Raw genomic sequence first — 25,326 nt, 5'->3', positions numbered from 1 at the left:
TCCGACTTACTTCTCAATGACCTGCCCCAGAATCTGGTGCAGGCGTTTTTTGTTCCCGAATCCATCGGGATTTTCGATGTAGTAGAAAATCTGCTTGATGAGTGCGCTGGTGTTGAAGTCGTAAGACGCGATGCGCAACAAGTAGCTTTCGGCAGAGTTGTCGAATCCAAGAACGTTTGGATCGGTCTTGTCGCCTGGCAATGTGCAATCGCCGTCATCGCTAATTTCGTAAAAGAGTCCTGCGACTTCATCGTTCACGCAAACCCAGCAATCGCAATCGATAGGAACGTTCTTGGCGAATTGCAAAAGCTTTTTCTTCACGAGATTACGTGCGTATGATTCGACGGAAAATCTCGAGACTTCGTGTCTTGCAATTTCCTTGTAATCCCACGGGCTTGCGTATTCGTCATCAGTAAATGCAATGACTTCTAGCCCTGAATTCATGAGGCCTGTCAAGCGATCCTTGGACCAAGAACTGTTGTGGTAGGGCGAAAAATAGCAGACCTTTTTGAAGCCTTTTTGCAAAAGGTATTTGCCCACCTGCAATCCCGGAATTTCTCCGAATGTCGAGTTGAAAAATGCCCAGTTGCTTTTCGTCAAAAAACGGCTCGGAATATTCTGCAACGGGTGTTCCCACCAAACGGATACGGGGTATTTCACACCGTAAAAGAGCTGCAAAAGCGCGTGCGGATTCTGCACCAAGAGTGTCGAAAGCACTGCACCGATAGCATTCGGATAATCTGTCAGACGGCAGACTTTTCCGCTGCGGTCAATGAGCTTGCCGCTTTCTTCATTGATGCCCAGCAGAATGAGCTTGAAATGTTGTTCACCGGCGGTCTGGTAAACGAGACGCAAAAAGTCGAGTTCACGTTCGCTTTCGGCCGTAAAACCGCCCCACGAATTGCATCGAGTGACGAACAAAATCTCGCTGAAATTCTTGACCGTCTTTGTTTTGAGCGGGGAGGCGAATGCGTATAAGCGCCCACGGCGCACGAGAATTCCCTGATTCACTTTATGAATCAGGAACTTGCGGAGAATCGTTTGCGAGACGTTGTAGCGGTCGGAGAGTTCCTTCGCAAGCGGCAAATTCCTATTCGGGTCGAGGAAACCCTTTTCCCAGTCCGTTGAAAATTCGCGTTCAAGGCGTTCGAGCACGGTTTCGCGATGGACCGTTTTCGAAAGCATTTGCGCGAGATCGTTGGCATCCGGAGCCTTGCCCCAGAAAAATCCCTTGCCACGGATACTGTAAATGAGACCTTCTTCGGAAAGTTGCTTGAGTACGCCCTGGATAGTTCCCGACGAGACTCCAAACGTTTTCATCAGCTTGCGTACAGACGGGAGCATTTCCCCGTCTTTCAGATCTTGCTGCAAAATCGCTTGTTTGATCTCGTCACGCATATTTTATGCCATGTTACGGGCTGCAATCCATTCTCGAACGGCGCGTTCTGCGTTCCCGGCGAGGATTTCTTTTTTGTTCTTTTTCTTGAGACCGTCTTGAAGGGGAAGGAGACCGAAGTTGAAATTCATCGGCTGGAAGTCCTCGTTTTCTTCGACAAGGCGGTTCATGAGTGCGCCAATGCAGCTCTCTTCTGGGAGCGGATCAGCGTGCCCATGCAAAATTGTCTGGGCCATGTTCCAAGCGGCGTACCAGCCTGTGGCAACAGCTTCAGTGTAGCCTTCGGAACCGGTAATTTGCCCTGCAAACCATGTGGGCGGAATGCCTTTCGCGCATTCGAGTTCTGGGCGCAGGCGGAGCGTTTTATCGAGGAACTTGGGCGATTCGATAAACGTGTTACGGTGCATGCAGCCGAGACGTGCAAATTTTGCATTGCGCAGTGCCGGCACCATGGTAAAGATTTCCTTTTGTGTGCCCCACTTGAGGCGCGTTTGGAAACCGACCATGTTGAACAACGTCTTTTGCTTGTTTTCGGCACGGAGCTGGATCACGGCATACCACAAATGGCCGTTGTTTCCAAGCCCAAGCCCTATCGGGCGCATGGGCCCGTGGCGTAACGTTTCGTAGCCACGACGCGCCATCTCTTCGACCGGAAGGCAACCTTCAAAAAGTTCCTTCTTTTCGAACGGACGTGGTTCTGTAGCTTCGGCTTCGCAGAGCTTGCGCACAAATTCTGTATAAGTTTCCTTGTCGAGCGGGCAGTTGATAAAGTCGGCTGTTTCGCCTTTTTCCCAACGATTGCGGTAGAAGGCGTGGTCAAAGTCGATGCTGTCTGTTTCGACAACGGGTGCGATGGCATCGAAAAAGTGCAGACGGTTGCTGCCGAGACGCTTGAAAATATCATCAGCGAGGGCGTCGCTTGCCAAAGGGCCTGCTGCAACAAGCGTCGGGCAATCGCCTTCGAGACTTGTCACTTCTTCACGATGGAGCGTGATATTCGGGAATTCGGCAATCTTTTTTTCGACAAGTTCGCTAAAAATATCGCGGTTCACGGTGAGGGAATCACCTGCAGGGACTGCCGCTTCTCGCGCACATTCCAAGAGGAAACTTCCGAGCATCGTGAGTTCCGCTTTTAAAAGGCCGTGGGCGCTTGTAATGCCTAAGGCCTTGAAACTGTTTGAACAGACGAGTTGAGCGAGGTGTCCGTCCCTGTGAGCGGGCGTCTGCCTGTTGGGGCGCATTTCGTACAAATCTACTTGAAAACCGCGGCTCGCCAATTGTAAAGCCGCTTCGCAGCCTGCAAGACCGCCACCAATAACACGTACTCGTTCGTTCATTTAATTTACAACAATTTTTCTATAGCTCTTCGCGTTTCCGATCCAGAGCTTGACCAACAATTCTTCAAGGGATGCCGTACTTACACATTCCGGATCCGCGTCTTGAATTTCATCTGAAATCAGGTTCGCCTGAGTCAAGTTCAGCATGCCGTAGTACAAAGCCTCCAACAACTGTGACAAAAACTCGGGCGATACTCTTGCAACGGATTCCATGTCATTCAACGGAGGGAGTTGCGTCTTGTCCGGCTGGAATTGATCCAAGTTGTCCATTGTCCACATGTCGGTTGCCTTGCTCATTTCGGGCGAGGGGGCAATACCCGTCAACTTGGAGCGGTATTCATTCCATTCCTTGGCGGTTGTTTTACCGGCTTTGCGTACAGACTTTAAGAAAGAGAGGACCGCATAGTAGAGGTCCTTCTCTCTTTGGTTTGTTTCTTTTTGAGAAACTGGAATCATTCTTACCTTATAGTAAATTAGTGGCGGAAGTGGCGCATTCCGGTGAACACCATCGCAATGCCGAACTTGTCTGCAGATTCGATGGAGAGGTCGTCCTTCTTGGAACCACCCGGCTGAACAATGTAGCGAACGCCTGCATCATGTGCGGCTTCGACGTTGTCCGGGAACGGGAAGAATGCGTCAGAACCCATAACGACTTCGCCGAAGACCTTCTTTTCGAGAGCCTTGAGGCCAGCTTCGTTCACGAGCTTGCCGTTTTCGTCGAAGAATTCCTTTGCTTCCGGGAGGCGAGCAACGTTGTCGCGGACGCGCGGCTGGCAGAGGCGGAGGTTCGAGTCGATGCGGTTCGGCTGACCTGGGCCAAGACCCATCACCTGGAAATAACCCGGCTTGTATTCGTAGCACATCACGATAGCGTTAGACTTTGTATGCTTGGTGACGAGCCAAGTGAAGCGGGCGAGGTCTTCCTTGTTCTTCGGGAACTGTGCCTTCGTGACACATTCGAACTTTTCCCATGTGCCGATGTCGCGGTCTTGGACGAGCATACCGCCGATCACGTGCTTGTAAACCTTGCAGGCGGTTGCCTTCTTGATTTCGCCAACTTCGAGGAGACGGATGTCCTTAGACTTGTTCTTGAGGAATTCGAGAGCGTCGTCATCGAAAGCCGGAGCGAGCAAAATTTCAACGAACTTGCCCTTGAGGAATTCGGCTGTCTTAAGGTCGACCTTGCGAGTCACGGCAATCACAGAACCGAAAGCGGACACCGGGTCACCAGCCCAAGCGGCTTCCAAAGCTTCGCGGAGCGTTTCACCCGTAGCAAGTCCGCACGGGTTCATGTGCTTCACGATCACAACTGCGTTGCCATCGCTGAATTCGCGAGCCATTTCGAGGGCTGCGTCAGCATCGACGATGTTGTTGTAAGAAAGTTCCTTACCCCAGAGCTGCTTTGCAGAAGCGAGGTTTGCTTCGGTGCAGGTCGGGTCGCGGTAGAACACTGCAGACTGGTGGGAGTTTTCACCGTAGCGCATCGGCACGGGATCAACAAACTTAAGATTCAATTCTTCGGACATATCGTTTCCTTTGTGAATTTTTCCGAAAAAAATATAGAAAAATAGCCGAAGGAGATTGTTCTTGTGCCTTTGATTTTAGAAAAACACCCTATACGGAATCTGTTTTGAATAGGTACGGCCTTTTAAATCGTAATAGTGATTTTTACGTGCTGTGGGGAACTGTGAAAAGTTCTTCTTTTTTATTGCTATGGTTCCGCCTTTCTCCAGAACCTTTTCTATGGGTAGAAAAACGTATTCAGTTTTTGAATTAAAATCGGAGGGATATTCTTTGGCGAATATGATTGAATCACCATGCTGGGTAAAGGTTTTGATATGTAAGATTTCTGGATCGTTATTTAGGACAAATTTAAGAGAATCCTTGTTGTATTTAAATTCGATACAACGTCCCTCGTTTTCGGAATTGTTTGTGTAAATAAAATCCGAAGTCTCTTGTTCGACAACTGTATCTTGCGATGCTCCGTAAAAGCTCATTGTTAAATAGAAAAGAGAGTCGTTTTTTAGGATCAGTTTACTAATAAAGGTTTTGTCATCAGTCAATCTATGCCGAGCTAGAATGAGGGTGTCTCCTGTAAAGGCTATATCAGAAGAAAAGTAAGGAGAGGGCTTTTTTGCAATTTTATCTTCTAGAGTATTAAATCTGTTGTATACCAAGTGCCCTGCAGAATTATTCTCGGTATAATTAATGGATTCGCCTTCGTCCAAAGCATTTGTTTTTAGTGAGTAGGGAGGATCTTCTTTTTGGGATCTAAGAATGAAGCGTGTGTTTTCATACCAATCAAATTTGTGATTGGAAATAGTGCCGTCCCAATGAATATAGACTTCCCTATATGAAGTGTCTTCTCTAAATATGTCAAGATAATTTTCTTGAACTATTATGTAGTTATGGTTCAAGTAATATATTGCAGGCGCTATTTTTAGCAAAGCATCTGTGCATTTAATCGCGAAGGAGAATGTAATAGTCAACAAAATAATGGATAGAATTTTCTTCATGTCAATTTCTCCTTAAATATTTGTATGGAAAATACAAATTTTGTTGATGAAAAATTTGCTTAATAGTAAAAAGAGTCCGCTTTTACGGACTCTTGTATCTAATTTATCAAAGTTCTTTAAAATCGTAAATACGGTAATTTAGTACATGCTTGCGGGCGGATTATTGTCATCTAATCCCGGCAAGTCTGGATTTTGCGGGAGGTTTGCAAGCGGATCTTCCGGTTCGACGATTATGTTGTAGTAGACGTTGTTCTTGAGTTCGTCTTCGATATAGAAAAGTGTTCCGCCCATAGCGCTACCGCAACCGGCGCATGCGCCCTGGTAGCGAATTTGCAGGCGGTTGTCATCAGTAAGGTCGAGAATTTGGATGTCACCGCCGTCGCCCTGGAGTGTTCCGCGGACGGTCTGGTGGAGCCATGCTTCAATCTTTTCGATCTTTTGTGCCTTGGTGAGCGCGTTCCATTCGGCATCGGCTTCGGCACGGCCTTCTGCGGTCTGCGTGCGGTACTTGATGCGTTCCATTTTTTCGCGAACGATAATGGCGGTGGCCTTCTTTTCGGGGTAGACCTCTAAAACTTTCGCGATGAGGTGGTTCATCTGCTTGATTTCTACAGCATCTTCCGGGATGGCTCGTACGTCCGGCGTATCGCGCAATTCTTCTTCGAGGCTTTCGGCGGTAATCTTGCAAGCGTCATCGACTGTTGCCATTTGAATCTTGCGGCAGAACGAATCGGCGAGGGCCGTAAAGAGCGGACCGCCGTATGTGAAAAATCTCGTTTCCAAAATTTTGTCACATTCTGGGTCAATCATCAAGTAGACCTTAAGGCTCGCTTCTTTCACATCGACGAGGGCGAGACCTTTTTCATCGGCTTCAATCTGGAAAATGGCTCCACGATATTTGGGAGCTTTAGCAATGTTTTGTAACTTCTGAGAAAATTTTGCGCTTTGTTCTTCGTTCATGCGAGCAAATTTAGAAATTTATAGCGCTTTTGGGGAGGGTTTTATAAAGCCTAGTCGAAGTATAGGGTTTTCGGCGTAAAAAGGAAATGCCCGCGCTATGGCGGGCACTCGAGGCTTAACTGGATCCTTCACCCTTGCTGGGTTCAGGATGTCGCTGAGGTGCGACTCTTGGCTAGGCGCTGCACTCGCCTTGCTAGGCTTTAATTATCGTATCCTTGGCGAGGACGACAATGCCGGATTCGGTCACGTGGAAAAGCTGCTTGTCGCGTTCCAAGTCATAACCAATCTGGAAGCCGGCTGGAATATGCAAGCCCTTTTCAACGATAGCGCGGCGCACCTTTGCACCCGGACCAATCGTCACGTTCGGGAACAGGATGGATTCTTCGACCAAAGCGTCTTTCTGGATGGTCACGCCAGGCGAAAGAATGCTCTTTACGACCGTACCGCCACCGATAATGCAACCCGCAGAAACAATGGAATCTACGGCAGCACCTTGATGGGCGTTGTTGTCGCCTGCGAAGAAACGTGCAGGCGGTTGGTTCCAGTTGAACGTACGGATCGGCCAGTAGTTGTTGTACAGGTCGAACGGCGGATTCTCGGAGCAAAGGTCCATGTTTGCTTCGAAGAAGGCATCGAGAGTACCTACGTCGCGCCAGTAACCCTTGGTAGAAGCCTGTTCACCGCGAACAATGTTCGTGTTGAAGTCATAAACGTAAACCGGATATTCCTTGTACAAGCGCGGAATAATATGCTTGCCAAAGTCCGTTGCGCCAGAACTTGCACCCTTCAAAAGCTCACGAACGAGGAACTTGCTCGTGAAAAGGTAGTTACCCATGCTGGCGAGGCACCAACCCGGACGGCTCGGCATCTGCTTCGGTTCCTTCGGCTTTTCTTCGAAACCGACCATGCGGTTGTCGGCATCCACTTCGATAATACCGAATTCGCGGGCTTCTTCGACCGGAACCGGAATGGCGGCAATCGTGAGGAGTGCTGCGCGGGAAAGGTGGAAATCAATCATCTGGTTGATGTCCATCTTGTAAATGTGGTCGCCTCCGAAAATTGCCACGAGGTCCGGGCGTTCATCGGTAATCAAGTTGATGTTCTGGAAAATAGCGTCGGCTGTACCGCGGTACCATTCGTCACCCGTACGCATCTGGGCCGGAACGAGGTCAACATACTGGTCAAGGCTTGCGTTCAAGTTCCATGCTGCAGAAATATGCTTGTTCAATGAATCGCTCTTGAACTGCGTCAAAACCTTGATCTTGAAAATGCCGGAGTTGATGAAATTGTTGAGAACGAAGTCGATAATGCGGTAGGTTCCACCGAAGTGGACTGCAGGCTTTGCACGGTCGCGGGTGAGGGGCTGAAGGCGGCTCCCTTGTCCACCAGCCATGATCATGCAAAGGATATTCTTTTGGTGCTCTCTAGAGTATGACCAGCTCATGAAATTCCTCTGTAAATTCGATTTAATAATAACCGCCTATAAAATACCATTTTTTTTGCAAAAAACATTCTGAAAAATGATTTTTTGTTAAAAAAAGCAAACTTAAATGGGTAGAAAATACAAAAAAGGCGATTTATGTAAAATCGCCTCGCTTAGAGTTGTTCTAATTTTGGAAATTAGACTAGACCGTCAAAATACAAATGGTCGAAAAGCGTAGTGCCTGTGCATCTGTATTTTGCAGTCTTGTTTGCGTTTGCGCTGAATTCGAATACTTCATCGGCTTCCAAGTCTCTTCCTGCGACGACATCGACATGCAGATAAACGTGAGCACCCTCAGGAATGTTTGTCTGGGTCAAGACAACGGTACGTTCTTCCGTTACGCAAATATCGTGTCCATCTGCGTACGTACCTTTTTGTCCTGTAACAGGATGCTGCCACTTGACTTCAATTCGAGCAACGTAGGCTCCTTTGTTAAGAAGTGCGATTGATTTGATCTGATCCATTATTTATCTCCTTGAATTAATTGTTTTTTGACTATTCGGTTATTACATTAAAGAATGTTTGCAAAATTGATGGATCTGCATTTGGCGTTAACAGTAACCAAAGAAATCTTTGCGCTTGCATACGGAGTAACCGGTTTTACTTCTGCGGCAAGGAAATGGTTAATGCCAGAAACGACTTGACCTCCGAGGTAGGCGAAAGGCTTGACATCAGAACCTACAAATCCGCTGATGACCTTGTTGAAATCTACCATAACTTCTTCTGGAATATCGGTAGTTGGGTCTACAACGATGCCGCCAGGAATCTCACGACCTTCGAGTATACGCTCGATTGTTGTAATCGTGACTTTGTCTTCCCAAACGTTGAAAATGACGAGAACGACATTCTTGTCTCCGGCTGCACTTGCAATGATCTGTTCTGCGAGAACGGCATGATTCATGCCTTTAACAACCTGCTGACCAAGATAAGCGAATACTTTATAAGATGCGCCAATGAGTTTGTTTAACTGTTCTTCTGCTGCACTAACTTCTTCTGGCCAATCTTTAACGAGAACATTGATATTCCATCCGCCTGCAATTACTCGTTCCATCATTTTGTTTTCTCCTTGTGTTTTTGTTTAATTTATGAGTTTATTGGGATCTTAATCCCTTCGATTTATTAAATGCAAGAATGTGTATTTTTACTCATTATTTTATCAATAAAAATTTATTTACATTATGAAACTTTTATAAAATCTCCAATGAAAATTTTTCTGTAAAAAAACACCGTTTGATATTTTATCAAACGGTTCCGTTGCATAATTGAAAAAATGAACTTTTGTAAATTACAAATCAGATTGTTTTTTATTTGAGTTTTTCTTTTTTGAATGCTTGACTAAAAGCGTTATCACAACTCCCAATACAAATCCTAGAACTGCGGCAAGTATGAATCCGCCGGTTTCTGTAGAAAGAATAAATGCTCCATACACGGATGGCGTTGCATAAACCTTCGAACCAGAAAATACGCTTATTACAGCAAAAAGAGCGACTAAAGTAAGGCATGCTGTTGTCGTCAGGATCCTTGTAGTTCTTCTTTCTCGTTTTTGTCGGATTATTCCAGCTCGTCGCCTTATTTCTTTAAGAGCGTCTTCTTTTGTGTATTTCAAGTTTCCTCCTTAATGGCTTATATTTTATATGCTACTTAATTGCATAATTTAGTTTTTTTACTCAATATTTTATTGTAAATAAAAATAAGCAAGTAACGTAAAACGCCCAGGACGATAGGATCCTGAGCGTTTTTTTGAGGTGTAGTTTAAACTCTAAAACACCACGAGAGAAACTCCTGGTTTTACTACTTATTAATTGTAGGAATGTTTAATTTTACTCACTACTTTGTTTTAAAATTTTGTTTACAATATTGATGAATTTATTTAAATAATTACATTTTGTTACAAAAATGTTGTCATAATGGGAAAGGTGTGTGATGCCCGATGTTGATGGACAATTGTTTATCCGTTTTTTAAACAACGATGCTCAAGATGCTCTTGAAGTCCTTTTTGAAAAGTATAGGGATGGTTTAATCTTGTTCCTATATGGATTTGTTCAAAATGCAGATGTTGCTGAAGAATTAATGATGGACACTTTTGCAATTTTGGCTTCTGGTACGGCTCGCTATAAAGAAAATAAGGATGCGTCGTTTAAAACTTGGCTCTTTGCGGTTGCTAAAAATCAAGCGTTGCTTTATTTACGGAAACGTAAGGTCAAATTTGTTTCTTCTGCGAACGATTTTTTGAACAATATAGAGGCGGATGCTAGTTTTCATCCAGTGGGGATGCTATTGAAAAATGAGACGGATTCACAAGTGTATCGAGCGATGAAGTCCATTGATGCTGATTATAGGAATGCGTTATTCCTCTTGTATTTCGAGAATATGAAGCCGGAACAGATTAGCCGAATAATAAAGAAAAGCATAAAGCAGACGTACAATATTCTAGCGCGAGGAAAAGAGGCTTTGCGTATTGCGTACGAACGGATGAATAATTCGCATTTGGCGGGAGAAGGGTGAAAATGAGCGGATTGACTCTGCTTGATGTCATCATGACCATTTTTCAATCTGTTATTTTAGTTGTTGTTATTGTTAGAACTGTCCAATTGATGAAGAGCGGGAAAAATGAATTTCTTCCGTTCTTTTTTCTGTTGGCGATGGTTAGTTTTCTTTTGAGTAATTTGTACTGGATTGCGTATGATGTTTTAAAACCAGATACGCGCATGCCGATTGCGTCTAATGAAATAGGGGAGTGCGCCATGATTCTACTTTTGTCGGCGGGGCTCGAATCTTTGCTGAAAGACAAGAAAAGGATTCTTGGTGAAATCGTTTTCGCATTTCTGTTTATTGGTGCAAATATTGCGTTATGGATTGCGTGGTCTGGGGAATGGCTTCAGGATATTTTATTCGGAATTCCCTATATCTATTTCTTGTGGATTTTGATTCGTGGGATTCGGAGTAGGGAAGTTTTGGCTCGAAAGGAACTGCTGCTCGCTGCTGTGATGAGTATTTCTGTTTTGATTTTGCAAATCCCGTTGCTATGTGAAAAAGGTTTTTTGTACGAATTTGTAAATGTGGTGTGTTTTGTGGTGATGTTTACTTTGATGGTTTGGCTTGGGGTTAAGAGCTTTCGATGCAAGGATTTTTTTGTTACTTCGACATTTTTTTTGTGGACGGAACTTGCAATGTTTTTGAGCCCTGTGCCTTATTACAATTTGGCTTTTGGAGTGAATATAATTGTATTGCCAATAATGTTTACGTCGATGAAAAGGGAACTAGTGGATGATTTATGCTGAAAATGTTCTGATTTGCATCGCTGTGCCGCTTGCGATTACTTTGCTTTTCACTAAGGGGAATGCACGACGTTTGACGGCCTCGTTCCTTGTGGGGATGATCGTTTGCATTGTTTCGGCGTATATTTCTGGGTATGTTCAAGTGTTATCAGATTTTTCGGCCGAGGATACCTCTATTTTTCTTTCTCCGATGATAGAGGAGTGCATGAAACTTTTATCGATGCTGTTTTGCGTTTATGTGTCTAATCCGTCAGATGATGAAATTCAATTGAGTGCTGTTGGTATCGGTGCAGGTTTTGCAACGTTTGAGAATTGCTGCTTTATTTTGTCATCGGGTGCTCCGCAACTGGCGAATGTGCTCGTGCGCGGTGCTGCTGTCGGTGTGATGCATATCGTGACTTTGGTGGCGCTGGCTAAGGGAATGCAACTGCTGAAAACTTACAAGGCTTTTTCGCTTGCAGGGATTGCTGGTGTGTTGTCGCTTTCCGTGACGGTCCATGGGCTCTATAATTTGCTGGTTTCAAAGCCTGGAATCTCATCGTACATCGGGTACGTGATGCCGATGATCTGCGCGATAATGCTTTATATGATTAACGGAAAGACGAATCAATAAAAAACACCCCGCTACTCATCGTGACGGGGCGTTTTTGTAAAGGGAGATGCCCGATCAAGCCGGGAATGACATCCTTACAGGCTAATCAACCCTTCCGTATCCTTGGACATGGCGTCGTAGAATGCGTAGCGGGCGTCGGTATGAGACTCCGCATTCAACTATCGCATATAGGAACTTTTGATGGAGTTGAATGCTCCGCGCTACGAAGGCTACTTAAGAGTAGCCTCCTCCGCTTGGCAGTGTGGACACCCGCTTCTAAAGCAAAAGGCCCCGTTCTTTCGAACGGGGGCCTTTTTTGTAAAGGGAGTTTCCCGGTCAAGCCGGGAATGACATCCTTACAGGCTAATCAAGCCTTCCGTATCTTTAGACATGGCGTCATAGAATGCGAAGCGTGCGTCGGTATGAGACTCCGCATTCAACTATCGCATATAGGAACTTTTGATGGAGTTGAATGCTCCGCGCTACGAAGGCTACTTAAGAGTAGCCTCCTCCGCTTGGCAGTGTGGACGCCCGCTTCTAAAGCTAAAAAGGCCCCGTTCTTTCGAACGGGAGCCTTTTTTGTAAAGGGAGTTTCCCGGTCAAGCCGGGAATGACATCCTTACAGGCTGATCAGCCCTTCGGTATCCTTAGACATGGCATCGTAGAATGCGTAGCGGGCGTCGACTTCCTTCTGGAGGTCGTCGGCGAGCTTCTTGGCCACTTCCGGATTGTTACGGGTGAGCTGCTTGTAGCGGTTTTCGGTGTAGATGTATTCTGCAACCGGAATCGTCGGCTTCTTGGAGTCGAGGATAAGCGGAGCCTTTCCTTCGGCGGCGAGAGCCGGGTTGTAGCGGAGCAGAGTCCAGTAACCGGAATCCACGGCCATCTTCTGGTGCTGAAGCTGGCTGTTGAGATCGAAACCGTGGTTGATGCAGGGGCAGTAGCAGATGATCAGGGACGGACCATTGTGTGCTTCTGCTTCCTGGAGAACCTTCAGGGCCTGAGCGTCGTTTGCGCCGAGGGCGATACGGCCCACGTAAACGTTCTTGTAGCTCATGGCGATGAGGCCGAGGTCCTTCTTGCCGGCGCGCTTACCGGCGGCAGCGAAGAGGGCGACTGCGCCACGGTTCGTGGCCTTGGAAGCCTGTCCACCGGTGTTGGAATACACTTCGGTATCGAGGACGCAGATGTTCACGTTTTCGCCCGTGGCCATCACGTGGTCGAGACCACCGTAACCGATGTCGTATGCCCAACCGTCACCACCGAAGATCCACACGGACTTCTTCACGAGGTAGTCGGCGAATTCGTCGCGGAGGCTGACGGATGCATCGTCGGTAGCACCGGCGAGGGCGGCCTTCAGGGCGGCAACGTTTTCACGCTGGGCCTTGATGCCGGCTTCGTCATTCTGCTCCTGGGTCGTGAGCTTTTCCTTGAGTTCAGCAGGAACGTTCACGGCTTCGAGGAGGCTCAAAGCCTGCTTGGCATGCTTCGTGATAGCGAGGCGCATACCGAGACCGAATTCAGCGTTGTCTTCGAACAAGCTGTTGGCCCATGCCGGACCGCGGCCTTCCTTGTTCTTTGCCCACGGAGTGGTCGGGAGGTTACCGCCGTAAATGGAGGAGCAACCCGTAGCGTTGGCGACAACCATGCGGTCACCGAACAGCTGAGAAACGAGACGCACGTAAGCGGTTTCGCCGCAGCCTGCGCAGGAGCCAGAGAATTCGAACAACGGTTCGAGGAGCATGGCCTGCTTGACGAGGTTCTTGTTGACCTTGGTACGGTCGAATTCCGGGAGGTCGACGAAGAAGTCCCAGCACTTGCCTTCCTGAACCTTGATCGGTTCCTGCGGCACCATGTTGATGGCCTTCTTGGTGGCGTCGGTCTTGTCCTTACCGATACAGGCCTGCGTACAAACGCCGCAACCCGTACAGTCGTAGCTGGACACGGAAATTGCAAATACCGGCTTTTCGGAACCTTCGAGCTTGAAGCCCTTGGCGGCCGTGTACTTGAAGCCTTCCGGAGCGTTCTTCACGGCGGATTCATCAACAACTTTCAAGCGGATGGCTGCATGCGGGCAGACCATGGCGCACTTGCCGCATTGCACGCAAGCGTCCGGATTCCAGGACGGGATGTTGAGGGCGAGGTCGCGCTTTTCGTACTTGGTGGTAGCGGTCGGGAACACACCGTCGCAAGGCATCTTGGAAACGGGGAGCTGTTCGCCGTTGCCCTTGATGATTTCTGCGGTGACTTCGTTCACGAACTTCGGAGCGTTGCCGTGGATCGGAGCGCGGAATTCCTTGGTGCTGGTGACAGCAGACGGAACCTTGACTTCGAAGAGGTTGGCAAGAGAGGCGTCGATAGCGTCCCAGTTCTTCTGGACGACTTCCATACCCTTCTTGGCGTAAGTCTTTTCGGCATACTTCTTGATGTACTTGATAGCAGTTTCTGCATCGAGCACGTTACCGAGCTTGCTGAAGAAGCAGGTCTGCATCACGGTGTTGATGCGGCGGCCCATACCGGTCTTGGCGGCAACGGCGTAAGCGTCGATCACGTACACCTTGAGCTGCTTCTTGATGATGGCTTCCTGCACCGGACGCGGGAAGGTGTCCCAAACGGTTTCAGCGGAGTGCGGGGTGTTCACGAGGAACGTTGCACCGACCTTGGCATACTTGAGCATGTCGATAGATTCGAGATGCGGAGTATGGTGGCAAGCAACAAAGTCAGCTTCGTTTTCGCCAATCAGGTACGGGGCGTCGATGATGCTCTTACCAAAGCGGAGGTGAGAGGTGGTCATGGAGCCGGACTTCTTGGAGTCGTAAACGAAGTAGCCCTGAGCGTAGTTGTCGGTTTCGTTACCGATAATCTTGATGGAGTTCTTGTTTGCACCGACAGTACCGTCAGAGCCGAGACCGAAGAACATAGCCTGGAAGAAGTCGCTTTCGAGCTTGAAGTTCGGATCGATGGTGAGGCTCGTGTGGCAAACGTCGTCGTTGATACCGACGGTGAAGCGAGCCTTCGGTTCTGCCTTGGAGAGTTCGTCGAAGATGGCCTTGACCATAGCCGGCGTGAATTCCTTGGAGGAAAGACCGTAGCGGCCGCCGATCATCTTCGGCATAGCCATCTTGCCTGCCATCACGGCTTCGGAAATAGCGGTAAGGGCATCCTGGAAGAGCGGTTCGCCAGCGGAACCCGGTTCCTTGCAGCGGTCGAGGACGGCAATCTTCTTGACAGTCTTCGGGAGAGCGGCAACGACAGCTTCCATCGGGAACGGACGGTAGAGGCGGATGTTGACGAGACCGACCTTTTCGCCCTTGGAATTGAGGTACTTGACGGTGTCACCGATGGTGCAGGTCGAAGAACCCATAGAAATAATGACGCGTTCTGCATCAGCAGCACCGACGTAGTCCACGATGTGGTACTGACGGCCAGTGTAGCTTGCAACCTTGTCCATATACTTCTGGACAATTTCCGGAACCTTGGCGTAGAACGGGTTCACCGTTTCGCGGCCCTGGAAGTAAACGTCCGGGTTTTGGGCGGTACCGCGCATAGTCGGGCGGTCCGGTGTGAGGCAGCGTTCGCGGCAAGCCTTCACGTACTTTTCGTCGATGACGTTACGGATAACGCCGTCTTCGAGAGCTTCGATCTTCATCACTTCGTGAGAGGTACGGAAACCGTCGAAGAAGTGCATGAACGGAACGCGGCTTTCGAGAGTAGAAGCGTGGGCCACGAGAGCGAGGTCCTGGCATTCCTGGACGCAGCTGGAGGCGAGCATTGCAAAACCCGTCTGGCGGCAAGCCATCACGTCGGAGTGGTCACCGAAAATGGAAAGGCCCTGCATAGCAAGAGCACGTGCAGTGACGTGGAAGACCGTGGGGGTCAGTTCGCCTGCAATCTTGTACATGTTCGGGATCATCAAGAGAAGACCCTGAGATGCGGTGAAGGTCGTGGTCAAAGCACCGGCCTGCAGAGCACCGTGAACGGTACCGGCAGCGCCACCTTCGGACTGCATTTCAAACACGCGGGGAACCTGTCCCCAAATATTCTTCTTGCCTGCAGCACTCCAGTTGTCGGCGTGCTCAGCCATAGGACTAGACGGTGTAATCGGGTAAATAGCCGCAACTTCGCTAACAGCAAACGCTACGCTAGCGGTGGCTTCGTTACCGTCACACGCAATCATCTTTTTTGCCATGGATATCTCCAGTTTTTAGGTTTTTTCGTAAAAAATCTGATCATATACACCTTCGGCGTGCATTACACGCAAGAAGGGCAAAAATCCACGCATAAAATTAAATAAGATTACCCAAAACGGACAACCAATTTTTGAAAAAATGCGGAAATATTAGCATAGTCACCCCGGACACAGCTCGGGGATGCGCTATTTATTATTTGCTCAGCAATTTCTGGTTAATTTCAATTTCCAGTCCGGCATAGCTTGGGCCAAACTTTTGCCTTAGCGTTGTGGTGAGACCGTCGGATTTACCCAAATAGGGGTAGTTCTTGCGGATTTTGAGCCACGGGGCGCGCTCGTGAATGCTCTTGATGAGTGCCGTTGCAATTTTTGCTTCGGTGGGGCGGGCGGGGTCATAAAGAATTCCCACGTCGGCATCTCGCTCTACGTCGTTCAAGACTGGGGTGAAACTGTGAATCCCCAAGTGGATGACTTTGAGAGGGGCTTCTTTTTCGATTTTTCGCTCTCTTGCGGAAATTATCCCGGAAACAAAGTTTTCGATTTTCTCACGGTATTTTTTCCAAAGAATAAACATGTACTCTTTGACTGCGCTTGGTAAACTTGCTGTATATTCCGAATAGAACGACTTGCTTGTCGAACTGCGGTTCATGTCGACCACCAGGCGCGAAAAACGGCTGGAACAGTGAAAGTCCGGTTTTAGCCGTTTTACAAGATTTGAAAATATGTTGTACGCACCGATGTCGTAGCCGCGGTGGGAGGCGAGAACTTCATCGGGAATCTTTGAATCGCGGAGAGCGCGCAGGACGAAATCCGGCACAGCGTTGCTCGCATGTTCGCAGGTAATCATCAGTGCCGGTGCTTTCATTATTTTTTCTCCACAACAAGAATATTTCCGTCATAAGTCATGACACCCAACAGAATGCTGTGAATCAGACGGAATTTGTCCACTTTATAGTAGGGACCGTTTGCCATCGGGTTAGTACAATCAGGGTCTGCAACCATGAATTGCTTTTTTTCGTCAAGTCCGTAAAGCACCACAAAATGGCCCATCGGTTCGCCATGAATGTCGTCAAAAACCGATTGGTCGTTATCGTTGGTGTATTCGCGAGGGGAACGATAAAGGTAGGTGGCGCTTAAGCCGCAAAGAACAGGGATGCCGCGCTTGAAATAGCCTTCGAACATGCTTGCGCGTAGATCAGCCGTAGCGACTGTTCCGCCCAAGTCGATAAATCTAATATAGGCGTCAATTGCTTTTTTAAGCTTAGGTGCATGTTTTGCCTTGTGCAAGGCGACCAGTTTTTCGCGGAGTTCGGGCATCTTGAGCTTGCTCCACGTTGGGTCAAAAATCTTTAAATTGTAAGAATAAATTGTAGCCTTGAATCCGCGTTTGAGGGCATCTATTCCAAGGAATACGCCTAGAGTGCCGCCTTCTTCCAAAAATTCAATTTCGGAAATGAGCTTTTTAAGGGGAATATTATAGCCAAGATAAGAATAAACAGCGTGTAGGCTAGTGGGTCCGCACGTAACATCGTCTGGCTGAGGGAGTATTTTCAAATCCATCGAGTGCCTCGTTATTAACCGTGGCGGTTTGATTACCAAATCGTCAATCCACGCTCAAATATAGAAAATAGTTATTAGTTATGTGTTTTTGGCTACTAGAAAAATAAAGCATAGTTTTTATTGCGGGAATGAAATAATTCTATTAAAATACTTATTTTAAATTTATGATTGATAAAATATGGATTTGCTGTTTCGCTTTGCTTGCTGTTGGCTTTTTAGCCTGTTCTGATTCGACTCCGTCCAGTGCGGAATTTCGAGCAAATTTTTTTACCGATTCTCGTGACCAGCAAACATACAAGATTTTGGATATTGGTGGGCGAGTGTGGATGGCTGAAAATCTCAATTATCAAGAAAATTTGGAGATTGTTGTTGATACTGTTCGCGGTTGGTCCGGTTGTTTTAATAATAGTGATGATTTTTGTGAAAAACAGGGGCGGCTCTACGAATGGGATGTGGCGATGAATGCTTGCCCAGATGGCTGGGAACTTCCGTCTAAGGCAGATTTCGATAGCTTGTTTGCGGTGGTGGGCGGCCCTGAATATGCAGCGGATTCTCTAAAATCGCGTGGCTTTATCTCGGAAATTCAGGGCGGATATCATTTTATGGAGTATTTTAGCTTTTTTGAAAATTATGCTTATTTTTGGACCCGAGACGAGGTCCGGGGGAGCAACGCTCGTAGTGTGATGTTCGAAAATGGACGTTCTAGCGCATCATTTGATGAAACATACGAGAAATTTGCCTTATCTGTGAGGTGTGTCCAAGGAAAAAATTGAAAATATATTATATTAGTTATATCACCATCAAAAACATTAGGAGCTCCTATGGCTATCGACCACAATCTCTTAACGGGACAGTTCCGTCCTCTTGGCGAAAACAAAATTGAGCAAACCCTTTCTGCAAGCCAGAAGGTTTTGCCCACGCATACGGGAAAAAGCGCAATGCGCCATTTGACCCCGCGAAACCGAAAGCCTAAACTTGAAAAATCGTAACGGTTGCCGTCATCCTGAGCGGAGAACCATTAGGTTCGAAGACGAAGGATCCATAGCAATTAAAGAAGATTTGTATTTTTGGTTTCGTGAATTCCAATCCTTTTGAACTTTTAAAAACAAGCGGCCGCAGCAAGGCCCGTCTTGGGGTTATCCATACGGCACACGGCGATGTGACGACGCCCGTGTTTATGCCTGTAGGGACTGCGGCTACGGTCAAGGGGCTCACGAGCCGCGACATCCGCGAACTTGATGCAGAAATCATCTTGGCGAATACGTACCACCTTTACTTGCGACCGGGCACAAAGCTGATTGCCGAAGCGGGGGGCGTGCAAAAGTTCATGAGCTGGAACCGTCCGATGCTCACGGACAGCGGCGGATTTCAGGTGTGGAGTTTAAAGCAGTTCCGCAAGATTACCGAAGAAGGTGTGCAGTTCAAGAGTTTGTTGGATGGCTCTCGTCATTTATTTACACCTGCAAGTGTGATGAATGCACAACGCGAAATCGGTGCGGATATCATCATGGCTTTTGATGAATGTACTCCGTACCCGAGTACGGTCGAGGAGGCCGAAAAGTCGCTTGCGCTCACGCTTAAGTGGACGCGCGAAGCAAAGGAATGGCTAGAGAAAAATCCTCCGATTCACGGCTATCCGCAGTATTTCTTTGGAATTGTCCAAGGCGGTATGCACAAGGAATTGCGCCAGAAGTCCATCGAAGCGCTCAAGGAAATTAAGCCAGACGGTTATGCGATGGGTGGGCTTTCGGTGGGCGAGCCTGTCGAGACGATGTATGAAATTGCCGACTTTTGTACAAACTTATTGCCCGAAGATCGCGCCCGCTATGTGATGGGCGTGGGAACTCCGTGGAATTTGATTGAACTTGTAAAGCGAGGCGTGGACATGTGCGATTGCATTTTGCCTGCGAAAAACGCTCAGGATGGTTTAGTTTATACACACCAAGGCGTGCTGCGATACAAGGGCGCTAAATTTGCGCATCAGCACGATTTGCCGCTTGATCCGAATTGCAATTGCTATTGCTGCCGTAATTATAGTCGTGCATATTTGCGTCATCTTTTCAAGGAAAAGGAACCGCTTGGCTGGACGCTTGCGGCCATTCATAATTTGCATTTTTATATCCACTTGATGAAAGATGTTAAATCTAACATTGCAGACGATACCTTCGAAGAATGGGCTGATGAACAAGTGAAAATGCTGCAAGAAAATGCGGGATAGTGTTACATTGTAGCATATAATACCTTTGTTGTAGCATATTAATCGCGCTATCGTTAATTTTGAAAAGCGTGTCTAAAAAAGCATGGATAAATCCTGCTCTAGGTTGGATTTATATGTATATTGATGAGCGAGTGGATGATTGCTATATATTAGGGAGAAAATATGTTGAAGTCATTTTATGCTTTTATTTGCTTGCTTATCGCGGGAAATGCTTTTGCCGTAGTTGCAGTTAGGGATACGATTTATATTGATTACGATTTGCAGGGAGGAACGAATAATCCTGAAAACTTATCTTCCTATTTGTATAAATATAGCGATCGCTCGGACGCCCCTTCAATTAATTTTTTCCCGCCCACCAAGGATGGAGCCGAGTTTCTGGGCTGGTATTTTAATTCATCTCCTTACGAGAATAACGCAATTACCTATGCTGATGCTGTTATTTCTGTCACCCGCACCCAAAATGGACGGTTGTCGCTTTATGCTCGTTGGGGAGTGAAGGCGAAAATCCCGCAACAGAACGAGTCGGGGTGTATGCTTGTCCACGATGCTGCAGAACTCTACGGTGCTGTAAAAGTTTCTGATAGCTTAATGCGCAAAAATAAACAAATTTGCGTTTCCATTGAAAATGATATCGTCGTTAACAAAAATCTCTTGGCTTCCGATGGAACCCCGAATGAGGGATCTCATTACTGGTGGAAACCTTTTGGGAATTTTATGGGCGTCATTGAAGGGAATGGTCACACCATCTCGGGCTTATATGGAAATGTCGGACTTGTTAATCTTGCTGAAGGTGAACATAATGCTTTAATTCAAAATTTAGGAATCATTGATTCTTATTTTGCTGGCAATGGTTATGTCGGTTCTTTTATTGCTAATACGCTAGGCTTTGGAACTTCACTGAAGAATGTTTATAGTACGGCTACTTTGGATAGCAGGGGGAGCTATGTCGGTGGTCTTGTCGGTTATGCCCGTGTTCAACAAGACTATTGTATAGATGTTACTCTTGAAACTCTGATAAGCAAAGCCCCTCGTGCAGCCAACACTTATGATAATAATCATAATGCGGTAACTGTAGAAAATGCTTATTTTGCTGGACGTTTGGTGGGGTATCGCGGAGGTGGCCTTGTGGGCGGGACTGATTTCTCCGTTTTCAAAAATACCTTCTTTGTAGGAACCGCTGAGACAAAGGAGATTTTTTCGGCAATTAGCCAAAAAGGTCTGACTCAGTGTCAAGATTTTCCAGACTGGAAAGTTGTGGCTGAAAATACCTTTTACCTTGATTCCTATACTAATGACGAATTTGAAGCGAGTGCGGCTTCTGCCACAGCTTTTTCCGATGGAACTGTTCTTGAAAAACTCGTGAATGGTTCCAGTTACCCCATCTGGACGCAGGAGGTTGGGAAGGACGCTTATCCGAAATTGAACGGCGTGTATTACGATATTGCGTATGATTTGGCCGGTGGCGCCAATGACTCTGCAAATCCAAGCTACTACAAGCCAAAACAAGAAGTATTGCTGAAGCCTGCGTCAAAAAACGGCGATGTTTTTGAAGGCTGGTTTGCTGATTCAAACTTTGTAACTCCATTAGAAAAAATTGAATCTACAGATAAAGGAAATAAGAAAATTTTTGCCAAGTGGAAAAGCGGGTATTCTATCACTTACGTGAACGATGGTTCTTATTATAATGCTTATCATTCTGCACAGAAAGGCAATCCGACTTACCGTTATGCGGATTCTGCAACGTTCGTGCTGAAAGAACCCACTAAAAACGGGAAAACTTTCGTTGGCTGGTACTCGGATTCTTCCTTTACAACTAAGGTAACAGAATTGCCCACGGGTAACACCGAAGATATTGTTCTTTATGCCAAATGGAGTGCCCGAGAAATCAAGATTATTTACAACTTGGACGGCGGCACAATGGGTGATGCGAAAAATCCGGAAACAGCAATGAGCGGAGAAAGTATTTTGCTTAAAAGTCCGACTCGTGAAGGATTCCTTTTTCGTGGCTGGATAGGCCCCAATGGTGGTAATTTGGATAAATTAGGTGACTTTGATCGTTCCATTTATGTCAATTCGAAAGACGATGAATTTAATTTGAAAGCTGTATGGATTTATGCACCTCAAAAACCAGCAACAGATGCTGACGGCTGTTATCTTGTAATGAATGTTCATGAACTGTTCTATTTTGACGAAATTGCAAACAATGAATTAAGCGAAAAACCGCCTATAAAATCCTGTATCAAAATCATGAACGATATCGTTGTGAACGAAAACATGAATAAAGATTATGTTGATTGGCATCCGATGAACTATGAAAATGTTTTTGCAGGAATCATCTATGGAAACGGACATTCCATCAGTGGCATGTATATGAGCTGTAATTTCTTCTATAACGATAACTATAAAGCTTTTTATGGGTTGATTGAAAATAAGCCTTATCAGCAAGTTTATCCTGAAGTGCAGAATTTATATCTCGCTAATTTCTATTTCGCCAATGAATATTATGATAAGGTTTTGCTCAATGTAAATGGTAGGGATGGTGTTGGTGGTCCGAGAAGCGGAATTCGCAAGACGATTGACCCGATACCGTTGAAGAAAAAATATGCCCCGAAGTATGATGTCAAAGGCCGCAATATGAAAACGCGACCGAACTATGGAGTGTACTTCTGATATAGAGAAAATTTTCTAGATTTGGGCCCATGATCAGTATCACTAAGCTTTTGATGGACACCCCGAATTTTGGGGATTCTCTTCGTTACGAACCTCATGCGCATGCTGCGAAGAATGGCGTGGGGGCGGGGCGCGGTCCCGTGGTAGTTTGGAATTGCACGAAGACTTGTAATTTGAAGTGCGTTCACTGTTATGCGCGTTCTGAGGCGATTAAGTACCAGAACGAGCTTTCGCACGAAGAGGGTATCAAGCTTATTGATCAGCTCGCCGAATTTAATGTGCCGGTGCTGTTGTTCAGCGGTGGCGAACCGCTTTTGCGTCCGGACTTTTTTGAGCTTGCAAATTATGCGGCAAGTAAGGGGATTCGTCCGACGATTTCGACGAACGGTACTTGCATTACGCCTGATGTGGCGCAGAAACTCAAGGCTATGGGCGTGGGTTACGTGGGCATCAGTCTTGATGGTTGCGAAGAGACTCATGACAAGTTCCGTGGTAAGCCGGGGGCGTACCAGCTCGCGTTGCGCGGTATCCGCAATTGCGTCGCGACAGGCCAGAAAGTGGGCCTCCGCTTTACGATTACGCGTTACAATGTGCAGGACTTGAATGCTATTTTCGATTTGCTTGAAGCTGAGAACATTGATCGCGTGTGCTTCTATCACTTGGTGTATAGCGGTCGTGGTTCTGCAATGGTTGCAAACGACTTGAACCACGAAGAAAGCCGCAAGGCGATGGACCTCATCATTGACCGCACTTTGGATTTTAAGAAACGCGGTGTGAATAAGGAAATTTTGACGGTCGACAACCATGCCGATGCCGTTTATTTGTACCAGCGCATGAAGCGTGAAGATCCGGCGCTTGCCGAGCATGTGCTTGAACTGATCCAACGCAATGGCGGTAACCGCAGTGGTATGGCGTTTGGCAATATCGATAGCGTTGGCAATGTGCATCCGGACCAGTTTACGCAATATATCACGCTGGGGAATGTTCGCGAACGCAGCTTTGGCGACATTTGGACGGACTTGTCGAACCCGATTATGGCGGGGCTCAAGGACCGCAAGCCGCTTTTGAAGGGACGTTGTCCGAAGTGCGCCTTCTTGAATTTGTGCAATGGCAACTTCCGCACGCGTGCCGAGGCGGTGACAGGTGACTTCTGGGCCGAAGATCCGGCTTGCTATTTGACGGATGAAGAAATTGGGCTGTAACGCCCCTTGCGATGTGCCGCAAATGCTGAGTCAAAAACTTCTCGCGATTATTCAAGACTGCTTTCCGTTGGTGGAACGCCCGTATAAAGCGCTTGCGGAAATGTTGAACGTTTCAGAACAAGACGTTTTTGATGAAGTTGAGAAAATGCGCGCTTCTGGCGTAATTCGCCGTATTGGAGGCGTGTACGATTCCAAAAAACTCGGCTTTATTTCGAGGCTTTGTGCAGGGAAAGTACCTGCTTCGTCGCTTGATTTTTCAGCGGAACCGCATTCGCAAACGCCGATGGAAAAGTTCGCTGCAGTCGTGATGAGCGAACCCGCGATTACGCACAATTATATCCGCAGTCACGAATACAATGTTTGGTTTACGGTCATTGTCGAAAATGAATCCGCAATCCAGACGGTTGTGGACCGCGTTTGTTCAGAAACTGATTTGCACGATGTTCATGTCCTCACCGCCACCAAGAAGTATAAAATCAATACGGTGATGGGGAAGGGGGCTGGCGCACCTTCTAAAAACGTCTTTGCGAGCGCCGTGCGGCAATCCCCTGAGAACGCGTTAACAGAAGCTGACCGTACCCGAATCCACATCGCTTGTGACGACATTCCGCATTCTCTCACTCCGTTTAAGGACTGGGGCGTTTCTTGCGATGAACTTCGCGAGGACCTTGCCGCCAAACGCATGCGTCGCTTTGGTGCTATCCTCCGTCATCAAGATGCTGGTTTCCCATGCAATGCGATGGTTTGCTTTAGATTAAATGAGGAATCGTTCGCGGACTCTCGTCATTCAGACAATCCAGCCTTACGTCATTCTGACAACCGAAGGTTGGAAGAATCCAGTAAAATTCTTGATCTTGCAAAAAAACATTTTATTTCACATTGTTACGAACGTCCGACTTTTGAAGGATTCCCGTATAACGTATATGCAATGATGCACTCTCAGACTCCAGAAGAATTGGATGGCTACATCAATGAATCTGCGGCTCTGCTAGGCAATCCCGAATATGTTGTCCTCCATTCCCTCAAGGAACTCAAGAAAACGAGCTTCAAGTTTTTTGCTTAGTTTGCTGTTAAAAGTGAAAACCGAGCCCGACGTAAAATAATCCTCGCTGGCCCAAAGAAAGCAATCCGAGAGTGATTGGGACGTAACGTCCGATTTCAAGTCCGGCAAATGTTACATTGAACATAAATGATGAACGAGTTTCTGCTTCGTCACTATTGTTGAGAAAGTCATCTTTAATAATCATGAATCCAGCATCAATTTCAAAAAAGGGCCGGACAAATCCTTGACCATTGAGATTCACTCTAAATTTGGGCATGAAAGAGTATGTATAAATGCTTTTTGTGGGGTGCGCAAAGTTGAATACAAGACCTGTTTCGAAATATTCATCGAATTTATAACCATAATCTAGTGAGAATGCACCCAATAGTGCGATGTCGTCAATGTGCTTGCCCAATGAAAAAATCGAAGAAGTAACGGCTCTATTAGCACCGATTAAATCAGTCAGCGCATAAATGCCGTAAGAAAATGTGATTGCATGATGCTTGATTTTAATTTCATTTTGTTTTGCATTCGATTTCGTCAAAGCCATGCTGCTGTCGGCTTCGTTTGCTTGACTCTGGTTGTTTTTCCAGACAGAATTTGTGTCGGTTATCCCTTCTCCGGCTTGAGCGTTTTCGACATATGTACTCATATCCCAAGCGTTGGCCTGCGATGCGAAAACTAACGAAATAATAGCGCTGAAGAAAAATCTTTTTATCATGCTCTTGAATATCCTAGCTAAATAATTCAGTTTCTATAAATTTATATATAATATTTTTTTTTTTTGAAAGAAAAAGCATTTTTCAATTAAGATAGTGCATGAGTCGAGGCGAAATACCCTATATTGCGATTGGTGGAGTGTAATTTTTCTATCTTTGGGAAC

22 protein-coding genes are annotated in these 25,326 nt (G+C 46.7%); 8 read left to right on the top strand and 14 right to left on the bottom strand.

The window, feature by feature from the left end; genetic code table 11:
• Positions 1-6: 6 nt before the first annotated feature.
• The 10 genes from BUA34_RS09770 to BUA34_RS09725 form a co-directional block, all read right to left on the bottom strand.
• Positions 7-1,398 (bottom strand): GntR family transcriptional regulator, encoded by a 1,392-nt coding sequence (locus BUA34_RS09770; protein ID WP_072828916.1) that lies wholly within the window; start codon positions 1,396-1,398, stop codon positions 7-9.
• A gap of 3 nt (positions 1,399-1,401) precedes the next feature.
• Entirely contained in the window at positions 1,402-2,733 is a 1,332-nt protein-coding gene (gene trmFO / locus BUA34_RS09765; RefSeq protein WP_072828913.1) for a methylenetetrahydrofolate--tRNA-(uracil(54)-C(5))-methyltransferase (FADH(2)-oxidizing) TrmFO, read from the bottom strand.
• Entirely contained in the window at positions 2,734-3,189 is a 456-nt protein-coding gene (locus BUA34_RS09760) for a hypothetical protein (protein WP_072828910.1), read from the bottom strand. It abuts the gene before it with no gap.
• Between the two features lie 17 nt (positions 3,190-3,206).
• Positions 3,207-4,259, bottom strand: coding sequence for an IMP cyclohydrolase (locus BUA34_RS09755; RefSeq protein ID WP_072828908.1), 1,053 nt, complete (start codon positions 4,257-4,259; stop codon positions 3,207-3,209).
• A 75-nt stretch (positions 4,260-4,334) separates the two neighbouring features.
• A complete protein-coding gene (locus BUA34_RS09750) occupies positions 4,335-5,249 on the bottom strand; it encodes a hypothetical protein (protein ID WP_072828905.1) in 915 nt (304 codons plus the stop codon).
• Positions 5,250-5,387: 138 nt separating this feature from the next.
• Positions 5,388-6,209: a NifU family protein gene (locus BUA34_RS09745; protein ID WP_072828902.1), complete on the bottom strand. Its 822-nt coding sequence runs from the start codon at positions 6,207-6,209 to the stop codon at positions 5,388-5,390.
• Between the two features lie 193 nt (positions 6,210-6,402).
• Positions 6,403-7,653 (bottom strand): glucose-1-phosphate adenylyltransferase, encoded by a 1,251-nt coding sequence (gene glgC, locus BUA34_RS09740; protein WP_072828879.1) that lies wholly within the window; start codon positions 7,651-7,653, stop codon positions 6,403-6,405.
• A gap of 176 nt (positions 7,654-7,829) precedes the next feature.
• Positions 7,830-8,156: a hypothetical protein gene (locus tag BUA34_RS09735; RefSeq protein WP_072828877.1), complete on the bottom strand. Its 327-nt coding sequence runs from the start codon at positions 8,154-8,156 to the stop codon at positions 7,830-7,832.
• Between the two features lie 47 nt (positions 8,157-8,203).
• Positions 8,204-8,746 (bottom strand): hypothetical protein, encoded by a 543-nt coding sequence (locus BUA34_RS09730; RefSeq protein WP_072828875.1) that lies wholly within the window; start codon positions 8,744-8,746, stop codon positions 8,204-8,206.
• 231 nt (positions 8,747-8,977) lie between these two features.
• Complete coding sequence (locus BUA34_RS09725; protein ID WP_072828872.1) at positions 8,978-9,298, bottom strand: hypothetical protein; 321 nt, start codon at positions 9,296-9,298, stop codon at positions 8,978-8,980.
• A gap of 317 nt (positions 9,299-9,615) precedes the next feature.
• Here BUA34_RS09725 and BUA34_RS09720 point away from each other — a divergent pair, with 317 nt between their 5' ends.
• From BUA34_RS09720 to BUA34_RS09710, 3 genes are read left to right on the top strand one after another with little or no spacing between them, the layout of a single operon-like run.
• A complete protein-coding gene (locus BUA34_RS09720; protein ID WP_072828869.1) occupies positions 9,616-10,197 on the top strand; it encodes an RNA polymerase sigma factor in 582 nt (193 codons plus the stop codon).
• 2 nt (positions 10,198-10,199) lie between these two features.
• The gene (locus BUA34_RS09715; RefSeq protein ID WP_072828865.1) at positions 10,200-10,973 is read left to right on the top strand and encodes a hypothetical protein; all 774 of its coding nucleotides are present in this window, start codon (positions 10,200-10,202) and stop codon (positions 10,971-10,973) included.
• Positions 10,960-11,583 carry a PrsW family glutamic-type intramembrane protease gene (locus BUA34_RS09710; protein WP_072828862.1) on the top strand — a complete coding sequence of 208 codons (624 nt, stop codon included), beginning with the start codon at positions 10,960-10,962 and terminating at the stop codon, positions 11,581-11,583. The genes BUA34_RS09715 and BUA34_RS09710 overlap by 14 nt, the downstream gene beginning before the upstream one ends.
• Before the next feature lie 598 nt (positions 11,584-12,181).
• Here the strand turns inward: BUA34_RS09710 and nifJ are convergent.
• From nifJ to BUA34_RS09690, 3 genes are all read right to left on the bottom strand, one after another.
• A complete protein-coding gene (gene nifJ / locus BUA34_RS09700; protein WP_072828856.1) occupies positions 12,182-15,751 on the bottom strand; it encodes a pyruvate:ferredoxin (flavodoxin) oxidoreductase in 3,570 nt (1,189 codons plus the stop codon).
• A 193-nt stretch (positions 15,752-15,944) separates the two neighbouring features.
• Positions 15,945-16,616, bottom strand: coding sequence for an N-formylglutamate amidohydrolase (locus BUA34_RS09695; RefSeq protein WP_072828853.1), 672 nt, complete (start codon positions 16,614-16,616; stop codon positions 15,945-15,947).
• On the bottom strand, positions 16,616-17,311 hold the full coding sequence (locus tag BUA34_RS09690; protein WP_072828850.1) for a peptidase-C39 like family protein: 696 nt from the start codon (positions 17,309-17,311) through the stop codon (positions 16,616-16,618). The genes BUA34_RS09695 and BUA34_RS09690 overlap by 1 nt, the downstream gene beginning before the upstream one ends.
• A 164-nt stretch (positions 17,312-17,475) precedes the next feature.
• On the opposite strand from BUA34_RS09690, the gene BUA34_RS09685 reads away from it, so the two are divergent.
• The 5 genes from BUA34_RS09685 to BUA34_RS09665 all read left to right on the top strand — a co-directional run bounded on the left by BUA34_RS09685 (position 17,476) and on the right by BUA34_RS09665 (position 24,464).
• Entirely contained in the window at positions 17,476-18,084 is a 609-nt protein-coding gene (locus BUA34_RS09685; RefSeq protein WP_072828848.1) for an FISUMP domain-containing protein, read from the top strand.
• Positions 18,085-18,386: 302 nt separating this feature from the next.
• Positions 18,387-19,529 carry a tRNA guanosine(34) transglycosylase Tgt gene (tgt, locus tag BUA34_RS09680; protein WP_072828846.1) on the top strand — a complete coding sequence of 381 codons (1,143 nt, stop codon included), beginning with the start codon at positions 18,387-18,389 and terminating at the stop codon, positions 19,527-19,529.
• Positions 19,530-19,691: 162 nt separating this feature from the next.
• On the top strand, positions 19,692-22,199 hold the full coding sequence (locus tag BUA34_RS09675; protein ID WP_072828844.1) for an InlB B-repeat-containing protein: 2,508 nt from the start codon (positions 19,692-19,694) through the stop codon (positions 22,197-22,199).
• Positions 22,200-22,228: 29 nt separating this feature from the next.
• Positions 22,229-23,401 (top strand): putative heme d1 biosynthesis radical SAM protein NirJ1, encoded by a 1,173-nt coding sequence (gene nirJ1 / locus BUA34_RS09670; protein WP_072828842.1) that lies wholly within the window; start codon positions 22,229-22,231, stop codon positions 23,399-23,401.
• A gap of 22 nt (positions 23,402-23,423) precedes the next feature.
• Positions 23,424-24,464 (top strand): Lrp/AsnC family transcriptional regulator, encoded by a 1,041-nt coding sequence (locus tag BUA34_RS09665; protein WP_083579768.1) that lies wholly within the window; start codon positions 23,424-23,426, stop codon positions 24,462-24,464.
• 7 nt (positions 24,465-24,471) lie between these two features.
• On the opposite strand, the gene BUA34_RS09660 is transcribed toward BUA34_RS09665, so the two are convergent.
• Positions 24,472-25,164, bottom strand: coding sequence for a hypothetical protein (locus tag BUA34_RS09660; protein ID WP_072828837.1), 693 nt, complete (start codon positions 25,162-25,164; stop codon positions 24,472-24,474).
• Positions 25,165-25,326: the final 162 nt, after the last annotated feature.

This window comes from Fibrobacter sp. UWB12 (assembly GCF_900142485.1).
Taxonomy (GTDB): domain Bacteria; phylum Fibrobacterota; class Fibrobacteria; order Fibrobacterales; family Fibrobacteraceae; genus Fibrobacter.
This window is presented reverse-complemented; position numbering and strand designations above follow the sequence as displayed.